The sequence below is a fragment of the Citrobacter sp. RHB20-C16 genome (assembly GCF_013890155.1).
GTDB classification, from domain to species: domain Bacteria; phylum Pseudomonadota; class Gammaproteobacteria; order Enterobacterales; family Enterobacteriaceae; genus Citrobacter_A; species Citrobacter_A amalonaticus.
The window spans coordinates 3,628,989-3,642,182 of record NZ_CP057630.1 but is presented as its reverse complement, the minus strand read 5'-3'; the positions used below and the strand labels follow the sequence as shown (position 1 = coordinate 3,642,182).

At 57.7% G+C, this 13,194-nt stretch carries 5 protein-coding genes; 2 read left to right on the top strand and 3 right to left on the bottom strand.

Annotated elements, in window-relative coordinates; translation table 11 throughout:
• Window positions 1-47: 47 nt before the first annotated feature.
• Window positions 48-10,784, bottom strand: a complete 10,737-nt coding sequence (locus HVX64_RS17410; protein WP_181825067.1) for a BapA/Bap/LapF family large adhesin — start codon at window positions 10,782-10,784, stop codon at window positions 48-50.
• Between the two features lie 616 nt (window positions 10,785-11,400).
• Complete coding sequence (gene smpB / locus HVX64_RS17405) at window positions 11,401-11,883, bottom strand: SsrA-binding protein SmpB (RefSeq protein WP_042325938.1); 483 nt, start codon at window positions 11,881-11,883, stop codon at window positions 11,401-11,403.
• A 130-nt stretch (window positions 11,884-12,013) separates the two neighbouring features.
• Here smpB and HVX64_RS17400 point away from each other — a divergent pair, with 130 nt between their 5' ends.
• Both HVX64_RS17400 and HVX64_RS17395 read left to right on the top strand, forming a co-directional pair.
• Entirely contained in the window at window positions 12,014-12,490 is a 477-nt protein-coding gene (locus HVX64_RS17400; RefSeq protein ID WP_042999680.1) for a type II toxin-antitoxin system RatA family toxin, read from the top strand.
• The gene (locus HVX64_RS17395; RefSeq protein WP_044255198.1) at window positions 12,480-12,770 is read left to right on the top strand and encodes an RnfH family protein; all 291 of its coding nucleotides are present in this window, start codon (window positions 12,480-12,482) and stop codon (window positions 12,768-12,770) included. Before HVX64_RS17400 ends, HVX64_RS17395 begins: the two co-directional genes overlap by 11 nt.
• A gap of 54 nt (window positions 12,771-12,824) precedes the next feature.
• Here the strand turns inward: HVX64_RS17395 and bamE are convergent, their stop codons facing one another.
• A complete protein-coding gene (gene bamE, locus HVX64_RS17390; RefSeq protein WP_044255202.1) occupies window positions 12,825-13,169 on the bottom strand; it encodes an outer membrane protein assembly factor BamE in 345 nt (114 codons plus the stop codon).
• Window positions 13,170-13,194 lie beyond the last annotated feature (25 nt).

The window sequence follows — 13,194 nt, the reverse complement described above, 5'->3', positions numbered from 1 at the left end:
GCGAGCGTGCGCCCGGGGTCGTTGTGTTGTCGTGCTACTGGCCTTTATCAGGTCACAATATGGTTTTGTTCGATAAGCTCCGTCAGCGTGGTTTGTACATTCTCCAGGGTTACCAGTTGCGTGGAGTGGTAAGTGCTGCCCGCCCCGTCACGGTCAATAGAGAGAGTGGTATTGCCGCCGCTGGTGCTGACGCTGAGATAGTTGCCCAGCGAGGCGGTTTGCCCGTTCCAGCCCACCAGCAAATCGCCGATGTCAATTTTGTCGCCCTGCGCCAGCGAGAAGTTTCTCCATGTGTCAGTTCCGTTGCCGCCCGTGGCATCGCTGGCGTTGAGCAGGTTGTAGATCAGCGTGTCGCCATATACCGATCCCACCAGCACGTCGCTTTGCACGGTACTGCTTACCTGCGGGGCGATATCCACCGTCAGCGTGGCGGTATCGGTATGACCGTGGGTGTCATTGAGCGTGTAAGTGAATGTCTCCTTCGTGGTGATGGACGAGAGCGCCACACCGTTGTTGAGCGTGTAGGTGTACGAACCGTCGGTGCGAATTTGCAGCGAACCGTAGTGGCCCTGAATGGTTGTAGTGGCGCTGGAGTAAGGATCCAGCGTGGCGGTACTGCCGTTGTAACCGGTAATGGTCAGGCGCGTATCGACGGTATTCAACTGGTCCATCGCACCGCCGGAGTCGCTGCCGTCAAAGATATTGCCGCTGACGGTGTGCGTGCCGGAGGTTTCGAAGTTATCCAGATCGACCGTCGTCCCGGTGATTTTCGGCGTAATGGTCGCTGCGCCCGCCAGGGTGTTATTGCCGGTGAAGTTCAGCGTGTAGGTGCCGCCATCCAGCTCCAGCCCGCTCAGATTGACGGTCACGGTGGCGCCGCCGAGCGTGATATTGGCGACCGGCACGGTACCGGAGCGAACGACCACGCCGTTTTCCAGTATTGACCAGCTAATGGTCAGATTGCCCAGCGTCACCAGCGTCGAGACATCAAAGACGATGGACGCGCCTTTCAGAATGGTGCCTGCCGCGACGTCAAAGGTTCCGCTGCCGCTACCGGTTCTGCCAAGTACTCCCCAACTGGCACTCCCGACGGTGGAATCCAGATAACTCGTGGTGTCCTGTACGGACGGGGCCAACAGGGTATCGCTGACATCGTTCACGGCATCCAGCGGACGGGCAGTCGGCTGGATATTGAGCGAGGCGGTATCGGTATCCCCGTTTGGCGCTTTCACCGTGTAGATGAAGCTGTCCGGTGTTTTGGTGCCGTCCGCACCTACGCCGCTTTTCAGGGTGTAGGTGTAGTTCCCTTTCGCATCAATGGTTAACGTGCCGTAGGTGCCGACAATGGTTGTCGTGCCGGTAGCGGCAACCGCCACACCGTTTACCTGGGTGACCAGCGTGCCGGCGGGGGCGATATCGTCGCTCAACACATTGCCCTGGGTGCTGGTGGTCAGGCTGTCAACGCTGTAAACATGATCCTCCAGCACGTTCAGGGTATAGCCGGTCAACGCCGTGACGCCAAATGCCGGGTTCAGCAGGAACAGGTATTCGCCGCCCGGCAGATTCAGCGTCAGCTTGTCGGACTGACCGCCCAGCAGCGGTGCGTTCAGCCAGTTTTTCTCCACTTGCCACTGTTCAAATTTCTGGGTGACGTCGTTGAAGCGATAGATGTACAGATCGAAACTGGACGCCACCGCCACGCCGCCAATGGAGGATTGCAGCGTCATGGTGCGCGTAGAACCCTGCTCAACGTCGAAAATAATCGGGTTGCTCAGTTTGTCCAGTACGCCCAGATCCAGCACGTTGCCCAGACTGACGTTCACCACCGTAAAGCCGCCCTGCGAGGACGCCCCGTTGTTGATCGCCTCCACATGCGTGTCATAGGGCAGGGTGGAGACGTTATCGACGGCGGTCACGCTGCTGACCGGAGCGTCATTGCCCAGAGTAATCACCAGCTTCGCCGAGGCGCTGTTGCCGCCGCCGTTGATGGTGTAGGTGAAGCTCTCCGTGCGGCCAATCACTGAGGCCGGACTGTTCGGGTTCAGCGCATAGCTGTAGCTACCGTCCTGATTAATCGTCAGCGTGCCATAGTCGCCCTGAATGACGTTACTGCCAGCGTTAAGCGTAAAGACTTGTCCGTTGGCGTTAGTGACTGTGGTGACAAGAGTATCCTGCGGCGCGCTGTCGTTATTCAGCACGTTGCCAGTCTGCGGCGTAGTGGTAGTGATGGTACCGGCACTGGTCTCTTCGACGCTGACGTTCAGTGCGGTATAAGAGCCGGTTGCCAGCAGCGCGGTGTTATAGGTCAGAACCCGATAAGTACCGCCCTCCAGTCCGGACACGTTCACCGTGACGCCGCTGCTGCCGAGCGTCAGTAAATTGGCAAACTGTGCCTGCGCGGTGTCGATGACCGTGGTCCACGAGTTAGTCGCGGCATCATATTTCTGGATCGCCACCTCCTGCGTATTCAGCAACGAGAGCACAACCCCGGTAGCGCTGGCGTCTATCACAAGACTGGCGCTGCCGCCGTCCTGAATGGTGAACTCCACGGCTGCCGTATCGTTACCTAACACGTTCGCCACGTTGCCCAGCGCGCCAACCAGCAGCAAACCATAGTCGCTCAGTTGCTCGGTTGTGACGGTGGCACTGGAGGTTAACTCCAGATTTTCAACGTTATCGCTGGCCGAGATGGGCAGCGTTGGCGCGGTGACCTGCGTCGGGGTCGAGGCGTTGCCGACGGCGTCCGTGGCGCTGACGCTGATGTTCTCGCCGCTGGTCTGTTTGCGATCGAAGGTATAGGTGTAATTGCCGCTGCTGTTGGCGGTCGTGGTCACCGTTAAGCCCGTGCTAAGCGTGATGCTCACCGTACTGCCCGCTTCAGCGGTGCCGCTGATACTGGCACCGTCGGCGCTCACGGTGCCCGTTGGCGCGGCCGTGACCGTATCCACCGTGACGGTATAACCGGATGACAGCGTACTGGTGCCGTTGGTGTTAGTGGCTGTGGCGGTGAGGATGTGCGTTCCGTCGGCGATGTTGGCCTGCGGGGTCAGTGACCAGTTACCTTGCGCATCCACGCTGGTGCTGCCAATAGAGACGCCGTCGCTGTACACCGTGATGGTGGAGAACGGCTGACCCGTCCCGTTTAACAACGGTCTGGCGTCATTGGTGCCCTGACCGTTGGCCACCAGGCCGGTGATAGAGCCCACATCGTCCGTCAACGAGGCGATCACCGGGGCTCCAGGCAGACCACTGAACGGCGCAATGACGCTGCCGGAGGTCCCGGTATTACCCGCTTTGTCCTGGGCGACTACCTGCAACGTCTCTCCACCGACCTGCGCAGGGGTAATCAGAATGTTAAAGCTGCCAGTGGTGCCGTCCGCAACGCCGGTACCCAGCACCGTGCCATTGCTGCTGGTGATAGTGACCGTGCTGCCGGCCTCTGCCGTACCGGTGACGTGACTGCCGTTGGTGACCACCGCCAGATTGCTCGGCGTGCCGGGCGGCGTGGTATCCACCACGATGGTCGATGTCGCCGATGATGCGCTGACATTGCCCGCGGCGTCGGTGGCTTTGGCGGTAAAGGTATGCGCACCCTCCGTCAGTGCGGTGGTAGGCGTAAAGCTCCACGCGCCGTTGGCATCCGCCTGAATCGGGGTTGGCGTGAGTAACGTTGCGCCGTCATAGAGTGTGATGAATGCGCCCGGCTCGCTGGTGCCACGCAGCTCTGGCAGGGTGTCATTGGTGCTTTGTCCGCTGCCGACGGGACCGATGATATTGCTGACATCATCAAGAATGGTGGTAATCACCGGCGCGGTTGGCGCCAGCGTATCCACCGTGACGGCGAAACTGGCCGCCGGACCGACGTTGCCCGCGGCGTCAGTCGCGGTCACAGCAAGGGTATGCGCGCCGTTAGTCAGGGCGGTGGTTGGTGTGAAGGTCCAGTTGCCGTCCGTACCGACAACGAGGCTGCCAATGACCGTGCCGTTATCGGTAAAGGTTAGCGTGGTGCCAGGCTCTGCCGTGCCGTTAAGCGTTGGGCGAGTGTCATTGGTGCTCTGATTGGGCGACAGATTGCCGGTTTGCGGCGCGCTGTCATCGACCACAGAAGTGATTACCGGTGCCAGCGGTGCGGCGGTATCTATCGTGACGGTGAAACTGGCAGAAGGACCGACGTTACCGGCGGCATCCGTTGCGGTGAAGGTTAACGGATGATTCCCCTGGCCCAGATCGCTGGTGGGGGTAAAGGTCCAGCTTCCGTTCGCCTCAACCGTCACGCTGGCGAGGGGAACGCCGTTGTCCGCGATGCTGATTGTGGTCCCCGGTTCACCGGTGCCGGTGAAAACAGGACGCGCATCGTTGGTGGTTTGACCGCTGCTCAGACTGCCGGTGACTGGGCCAACGTCATCCTGCACATTACTGATTATTGGCGCGCCGGGCGAAACGGTATCGACCGTCAGCGTAAAATTCGCTGATGCCGGGCCGGTATTGCCCGCGCTGTCGGTGGCGGTGACCCTCAGCGAGTGGCCCCCCTGGGACAATCCGTCCGGTCGGTAGCTCCAGCTCCCGCCTTCGGTCACGGTGGCGGTGCCAAGCAGAACGTTGCCATCGTAGACGTTAATGGTGCTACCGGGTTCACCGGTTCCGGTCATGATCGGGCGGGTATCATTGGTGCTTTGCCCGCTGGTGAGCGCACCGGTTCCTGGCGTCACGTTATCGGTGACGCTGACGATGGTGGGAGCCGGAGGGGAAACCGTATCGACGACCACAGTAAAGGTAGCGCCAGGGCTGACGTTACCGGCCGCGTCTGTGGCGGTTACGTTGAACGTGTGTGAGCCATTGCCCAGCGCGGTGGTGGGCGTAAAGGTCCATGCGCCTGTACCGTTGGCCTGCACGGTGCCTAGCAGCGTGGTGCCGTCAAAAATGCTGACGGTGCTGTTCGCTTCGGCGGTTCCGGTCAGCGTTGGCCGCGTGTCGTTGGTGCTTTGTCCGTTGTTCAGCGAACCACTATTCGGGGCGACATCATCACTGACGGAACTGATGACAGGAGCCGATGGCGCCTGTGTGTCCACGGTCAGAGTGAACGCGGCGGACGGGCCTTCGTTGCCTGCCGCGTCCGTGGCCGTGACGGTCAGATTGTGTGGGCCGCTGCCTAATGGGGTATCCGGTGAGAGCGACCAGCTTCCATCGGTGCCCACCACCACGCTGCCCACGGCGAGTCCGCCGTCATACAGCGTAACAGTGGCGCCCGGCTCCGCCGTTCCCTGGAAGGTTGGCTGAGTATCATTGGTGCTTTGTCCGTTCGCCAGTACGCCGGTTGACGGGGTGGTGTCATCGGTGACGCTTTGAATCACCGGTACCCGTGGCGCGGTGGTATCGATGTTCACCGTGTACGCAGTGGAAGGCGCGCTGACGTTACCCATCGCATCGGTGGCGGTGACGGTAATCACATGGGAACCTGTGGCAAGCGTCGGAGAGGTAAAACTCCAGCTACCGTTGGTGACCTGCGTGGTGCCGATTTTCACGCCATTGTCATAGAGGGTAATCGTACTGCCTTCTTCACCGCTGCCGGTAAAGGCGGGTGTGGTGTCATTGGTGCTGCCACCGTTACTGATGACGCCTGTTTGCGGCTCGCTGTTATCTGTGGCGCTGGTAAGGGTTGGCGCTACTGGCGGCGTGGTATCCACCACCACGACAAATGCTTCCGACGCGACGCTGGTATTCCCTGCCGCATCGGTGGCAGTGATGGTCAGATTGTGGCTGCCTTCCCCCAGACCGGTGGAAGGCGTAAAACTCCACGTGCCGTTGACGACCTGTACCTGACCGATTGGCGTATTGCCATCGTAAATCGTGATGGTTTCGCCGTTGGTGCCGCTGCCGCTCAGGGTGGGACGGGTATCGTTGGTCGTCTGCCCGCTGGTCAGCGTTCCCGTACCCGGGGCGACATCATCTGTCACGCTGCCAATCGACGGTTGTGCCGGTGGAGTGAGATCGACGGTGATGTTGACCACGGCTGACGCTTTGCTGCCATCCACAGTATCGATAACCTCGAAGGTGTGCAGGCCTTCGGCTAACGTGGCGGTGGATGTCCAGTTCCAGTTGCCGTTCTCGTCAACCGGGACGTTTGACGCGACAACGATGCCGTCGACCAGAATATCGACGGTTGAGTTCGGTGTGGAAACGCCGCGCAGCCCTGGTTGCGTATCGTCAGTGGTTTGTCCGCTCTTCAGATCGCCCTGAATGGTGCCGGTGTCATCGACTATCGCGCTGATGACCGGCAACCCGGTGCCGGAGCCGGTAAAGTTAGTGGGATCGCTGGTGTTACCGGCGGCATCCTGCGCCGTAGCGGTCAGCGAATTGACGCCCGTTTGCGCTGGCGTGACCTGAATCTGGAACGTGCCGTCCGTTGCCACGCCCGTACCAATCACATTGCCGTCGGTATCGCGGATCGTCACCGTGCTGCCGGTTTCCGCCGTGCCGCTGACCGTCGCGCCATCGGCTGTGATCGTTACCTCCTCCGGGGACGCCGGTTTAGTCAGATCGACGTTCAGCGAGATGGAGGCAGAAGGTGTGCTGACGTTACCCGCCGGATCGGTGGCCGTTGCCGTCAACGTGTAATTGCCTTCGGTGAGCGGCGAATCCGGGGTGATCGTCCAGTTCCCTGCGGCATCGACTTCAGCGGTGCCAATTACCGTACCACCATTCGACAGGGTGATGGTGCTGCCGGGTTCGCCGGTACCGCTAATGGGTAACCCGGGCTGATTGGTGACTGCCGGACTGCCCAGCGAGGTGATAAACGGCGCGTCGGGTGCCTGGGTATCAATGATGATGCCAGTCGCCTCCGACGGCTGACTGGTGTTACCTGCGGCATCTTTTGCCGTCACGCTAAAGTTGTAATGGCCTTCGACCAGGGCGCTATCCGGGGTAAAGCTCCAGACGCCATCAAAGACCTCGGCAGTGCCAATCTCCACGCCGTTATTCAGAATGGTGACAATGCTACCCGTCTCGCCCGTCCCACTCAGCGTTGGGGTGGTATCGTTGGTTTGCGCTCCGGCGTTCAACGCCCCGTCATCATCGCTCACAGCCAGCGTTGGCGTGCCAGGCGCCTGGGTATCCACGCGAACAATGCGATCCGGCGAGGTGCTGCTGTTACCGGCGGGATCGGTCGCGGTGACCTTGATGATATGGTCGCCCTGCGCCAGCAGTGGCGACGGGACGCTCCAGTTCCCGGAATTGTCAATCACCAGCGATGGCAGCGCGACGCCATCCAGCGTGATAGTGATCGTGTCGCCTGGCGTACCGTTTCCGCTCAGCAGCGGTCGCGTATCATCGGTGTACTGACCGTTATCGAGAGTGCCGGTCTGATTGCCGACGCGGTCAGTGACGGTCAGGTTGGGCACGGCGGGTGGGGTGGTATCTACCAGAATGCCGATCGGCGCGGAGGGTTCACTGATATTGCCCGCCGGATCGGTGCTGGTGAGGGTAAAAACATGGTCGCCTTCATCAAGGGCATCCGACGTGTAGCTCCAGACGCCGTTAGTCACCGTGACGGTGGTAACCAGATCGCCATTGTCGTAAATGCTGATGATATCGCCATCTGTTCCCGTACCGCTCAGAACCGGCTGGGTTTCCCGGGTCGCCTGACCGTCGGTGAGTGGGCCATTTGCGCCATCCGTCAGCGTCAGCGCCGGAGTGTCGGGGGCGGTGGTATCCACCGTAATGGTTATCGGGGAGGATTTCTCGCTGGTGTTGCCCAGAGGATCGCTGGCGGTGACGCGCAGCGTATGGTCGCCTTCGCCCAGCGCGGGAGTCGGGGTAAAGCTCCAGCTCCCGTTTTCCGCAACTTTTGTCGTGCCAATGATCGCCGTTCCGTCATACACCGTAATGGTGTCTCCGGCGGTGCCGCTTCCACTTAACACCGGTTGCGTGGCGTCGGTTACGTCGTTGTCCGTCAGTTCACCTACGTTGCTGCCAGTGTTGTCAGTCAGGGTCACGATCGGAACGACTGGCGGCGTGGTATCGACGGTAATCGTGATGGGTGCAGAAGGTGTGCTGGTCTGGTTTTCCGCATCGGTCGCGGTGACGGTGAAGGTATGGTCGCCGTCGCCCAGCACCGGTGTGGTGAGCGTCCAGTTGCCGTTGCTGTCCACGGTGGCGGTTCCCGCAAGCGGGGTCCCTCCGTCCAGAATGGTGATGGTTGCGCCGGGTTCACCGGTACCGTTGAAGGTCAACGTGTTGTCGTCCGTGCGCTGGCTATCACTCAGATTGCCTTTCTGCGCGCCGGCATCATCGATAATCGCACTGACGACGGGGGCGTCTGGCGCTGTGATATCCGGGGCCGTAACGTCAGTTGGCTGGCTGGTATTGCTCGCGGCATCGGTGGCGGTGACGCTCAGCGTTTCACCGTTGGCCTGCGGCGGGTTAAGGGGGATCACCAGCGTTCCGCTCTCCGGTACCGGACCGGTTTCCGCCAGCGTATTGCCGTCACTGTCTTTAATCGTAATCGTACTGCCGGGTTCGGCGGTGGCGGTCAGGGTGGTGCCGTCTGTTGAAATAACCGCCGTAGGTGGCTGCGGCGCGGTGGTATCCGGCGCGGTAACGTTGGCTGGCGTGCTGTTCTGATTTGCCGGATCGGTCACTGTGGCAGTAAGCGTTTCACCATTGGTTTGTGGCGTGTCCAGCGTGACGGTGAAATTCCCCTCGCCGTCGGTTTGACCCTGGCCAATCGGGTTACCGTCCGGATCGCGAATCGTCACCGTGCTGCCGGGTTCTGCTGTCCCCGTCACGGTGGTACCATCATCCGAGACGTCCAGGTTTCCGGCGGGCTGCGGCGGGGTCGTGTCCGGGGCGAGGGCGGTCGCCGGAGGACTGGTCAGATTCGCCGGATCCTTGACGATGGCAGTTAAAATTTCTCCGTTGGTTTGTGGTGGGTTCAGTGTGACGGTAAATGAGCCGTCGGGTTGAACCTGTTCAGATCCCAGCGGGGTGTTGTCGCTGCCGTAAATAGTCACCGTCGTGCCAGGCTCGGCGGTACCGGTTACGGTTGTCCCATCATCGGAAACATCCAGATCACCGGCCGCCTGCGGAGGCGTGATATCAGGAGCGGTTGCGTTGGCAGGCGAGCTGTCATTTCCCGCTTTATCCGTGGCGATGGCGGTCAGAACTTCCCCGTTTACCCGTGGCGGATTGAGCGGGAAGCTGAATTTCCCTTCGCTGTCTGCCGTCACGGTGCCGAGCGTGGTGCCGCTGGCGTCAGCAATGGTGACTTTACTTCCCGCCTCGGCGTTGCCGGTCAGCACGGTTCCGTTTTGCGAGACGCGCAGATCGTCGGGAGCCTCCGGTGGGGTAGTATCCACGGTGACCGCAAATTCTATCGTATTGCCGCTGACGCCGTCCTCTGTGGTCTGTGTGGCCGTGTAGTTGTGCAACCCTTCAGGCACACCTGTCAGATCGAACGTCCACGTGCCATCGTTGGCACTCGCCGTGCCGATCGCGATACCATTTTCATAAATGGTCACGACTGCGCCAGGCAACGCGGTACCTGTAAGGGTGGGGGTAGTGTCCTTGGTAAACTGACCGCTGCCTAACGTCACCGCGGTGGGTTGCGTGTCATCAATGATGCCGGTAATGGTGGGGGCATCAGGAAAACCTGAGTCGGAACCGAGAAAGGCGGCTTCGTCACCTTCGTTACCCGCAGCGTCAGAAATATCGGCATACAGCTGTTCGGAATCGGTTTGCGCTGAAGTGAGGCGAACGGTAAACCGGCCAGTGTCATCGACCTGAACCGAGGCCAGGACATTGTGCTGGTTGTCGAAAATCGTGACGACACAACCCGCTTCTGCGATCCCTGAAACCCAGAGCCCATCTTCAGAAATCGCTAACCCGGAGACCTCATCAGGGGCAATCGTGTCGACGGTAAAGGTGAAATCACCGGAGATGGCGCTGGTATTACCGTTTTCGTCCGTCGCGGTCGCGGTCAGTACGTGTTCGCCTTCGGAAAGCGGGAGGTCGGGTTTATAGCTCCAGTTTCCTTGTTCATCGACGATAACGATCCCCATGACCTGCCCATTGTCATAGAGGGTGATGACGGAGCCAGCTTCACCTGTACCGGCAATCATCGGCTGGCTGTCGTTGGTGCTCTGGTTTTCCTGAATCGCCCCCGTAATGGCGGAGACGGCATCTGTTGCGCTGGTAATCACAGGGGCCGTCGGTGGTGTGGAATTTTCCCCGCCCGGAAGGTTCGTGTTGTTATCGCCGCCGCTGTTATTTCCACTTCCGTTATTTCCGCCCGCATCCCCCGGCGTGCCGCCGTTCCCGGAACCATCATCAGGATTACCATTGTCGTTATCATGATGATGACTGCTGCCACCTCCCGAGGATGCGATGGCCACGATTCCACCGGCAGCAACCGCGCCACCCAGAAGCCATGGCCAGAGTGCTCCGCCTTCGTGAGATTCGCCGGCAGTAACCAGTAAATCGTCAATGGTTGAAATTTGTTCAAAATGCAGACCGTTTTCCGGGTTTTCCACCCACCACAGAGCACCGTGACTGTCTTCCAGCACCAGTTGGCTGGCCCCCTGGTCGTTCGCCACATAGAAATTTTTAACGGTCAGTTTTTCACCGGACGTAAAGGTGATCACCAGATCCTGATTCACGCGAGCCAGTTGGCTGATGTCGCTACGCTCTGCGGATAATTTCACAATGGAAGGGGCATTAAGTGTGACTTCAGAGGCTTCAACATTGGTGGAAACGCCCGTCAACCTGGATATAACGGCGAGATGACGCATATGATCACTCCTGATGGCTAGCTCTGTGCATAAATTCGTTAAAACTACCGGGCAGGGAAAAGTACAGACGAGCGATCCCGTTCATCATGTGGATGAATTCTTGCCGGTGATGACAATGTTATGGCCGTGCAGATGATGGTTTCTGTTGCGTTGAATAACCCTTTGTTTTTTTGATCCACTGGTACTTTCGTATTAGATGATATAGTCAGAAAGAACTCATTCTGCAAATTAACGTATATTTGCGATTTGTTTAGTGGCGGTAAAATATATACAGTTTTGCACCGATTGGCGACGTGAAACGGTACGGTGCGGAAAGCGAGTGTGATTTATCTCATTGTATTGAAATTAATTTTATGATTTCTGTTAGCCGGATAGGTATTGATTTCTTACATAAATTGTATTGGTATTTTTGACTATTAAAATGTCAAAAAAAATTATTTGAAGTATTAGATTATTGGACTATGTACGTAATATGAATAGGGTTGAAGATATATTCTTATCAGTTTTACGTTTCGGGGAAATAGAAATAATAAAGGAGAGAATATATTTTTGGAGATTCAACAGGTAAATAATGATGACCTACCTCAAATGCGAGGCAGGTCACATAATAACATCGTTAGCGTCCGGCATTTTTCATAATGCGCGCTTTATCCAGTTGCCATTCACGTTCTTTCAGGTCGGAACGTTTGTCGTGCTGTTTCTTACCCTTCGCTACGCCAATTTTGACCTTGCACCAGGCATTCTTCCAGTACAGAGAAAGGGCGACAACAGTGTAGCCTTCACGATTCACACGACCATACAGGGAATCAAGTTCACGCTGATTCAACAGCAGTTTACGGGTGCGAGTGGGATCGCACACCACGTGCGTGGAGGCCACCGCCATCGGCGTAAAGTTAGCGCCGAACAGGTACGCTTCGCCGTCTTTCAGGATCACATAGCTGTCGCCGATGTTGGCTTTACCGGCGCGCAGGGATTTCACTTCCCACCCTTGCAGAGCGAGTCCCGCTTCGAACTCTTCTTCGATAAAGTATTCGTGTCGCGCGCGCTTGTTGAGCGCGATGGTGGCTGAGCCAGGTTTGTGTGCTTTTTTCTTCGTCATAGTGCCGCTCAGTATAGGTAATCTGGAATCGAAAAACACCCCATTTCATCCTTTGGGGCGCAAGGAGATATCTTAACATGAACGAGGTTGTACCCTGTTGTGGGATAGCGTTTTTTTTACCTTGTGATAAATGGTATTATTTGTTCGATTTTTGTTGATGGAAAGAGCTATGCCGCAGATTAGTCGAACCGCGTTAGTCCCTTACAGTGCGGAACAGATGTATCAGTTAGTGAATGATGTTCAGTCCTATCCCCAGTTTTTACCGGGTTGTACCGGCAGCCGTGTTCTCGAGTCTACGCCAGGACAGATGACGGCCGCAGTGGATGTCTCTAAGGCGGGGATCAGCAAGACGTTCACCACGCGAAATCAGTTAACCAGTAACCAGAGTATCTTGATGCATCTGGTCGACGGTCCGTTCAAAAAATTGATTGGTGGCTGGAAATTTACGCCGCTGAGTACGGATGCCTGCCGCATTGAGTTTCATCTCGATTTCGAGTTTACCAATAAGCTGATCGAGCTGGCGTTTGGCCGTATCTTCAAAGAGCTGGCATCCAATATGGTGCAGGCTTTTACGGTTCGAGCCAAAGAGGTCTACCGTGTCGCCTAAGATTGTCGTTGAGGTGGCCTATGCGCTGCCTGAGAAACAGTACCTGCAACCGGTGACGTTGCAGCCGGGGGCAACGGTCGAAGAGGCTATCCGCGCGTCGGGGCTGCTGGAACTGCGAACCGATATCGACCTGATGAAAAACAAAGTCGGTATTTACAGCCGTCCGGTCAAGCTGGCGGATGTATTACAGGATGGCGATCGGGTAGAAATTTACCGACCACTGATTGCCGATCCGAAAGAGTTGCGCAGACAGCGGGCAGAGAAATCGGCAAAAAAATAGCAGATAACAAAAAAGGTGCTCTGAGAGCACCTTTTTTGTTATCTGAAGACAAGCTTACGGGTTGTTGGTCAACGAAGGCTTGTTATCGATATTGGTCAATACACCGCTGCTGTTGAAGGTTAACGTCAGCGTTTGCTGCGTAACACCTTCATGGCCCGGCTGTTGACGGAACACATAGAACCAGGTGTTGGTGCCAAACGGATCGGACATCATCGGCGTACCCAGCGCATAGGCAACCTGTTGTTGCGTCATGCCCACACGAATTTTGGCTACATCGTTCGCGGTCAGATAGTTCCCCTGGTTGATATCAGGGCGGTAAACCACTCGCTCCAGAGTGGAACAGCCTGCGGTCAACATCAATAATACTGCTGCGGCAGCAGTCAGCGTTTTACAGCGCATAGTGATTTGATTCCTTTTCGGGCCC

Bases quoted from the DNA above. Each gene is read 5' to 3' on its own strand.
- HVX64_RS17410 (WP_181825067.1), bottom strand. From the start codon at position 10,784: ATGCGTCATCTCGCCGTTATATCCAGGTTGACGGGCGTTTCCACCAAT.
- smpB (WP_042325938.1), bottom strand. From the start codon at position 11,883: ATGACGAAGAAAAAAGCACACAAACCTGGCTCAGCCACCATCGCGCTC.
- HVX64_RS17400 (WP_042999680.1), top strand. From the start codon at position 12,014: ATGGTATTATTTGTTCGATTTTTGTTGATGGAAAGAGCTATGCCGCAG.
- bamE (WP_044255202.1), bottom strand. From the start codon at position 13,169: ATGCGCTGTAAAACGCTGACTGCTGCCGCAGCAGTATTATTGATGTTG.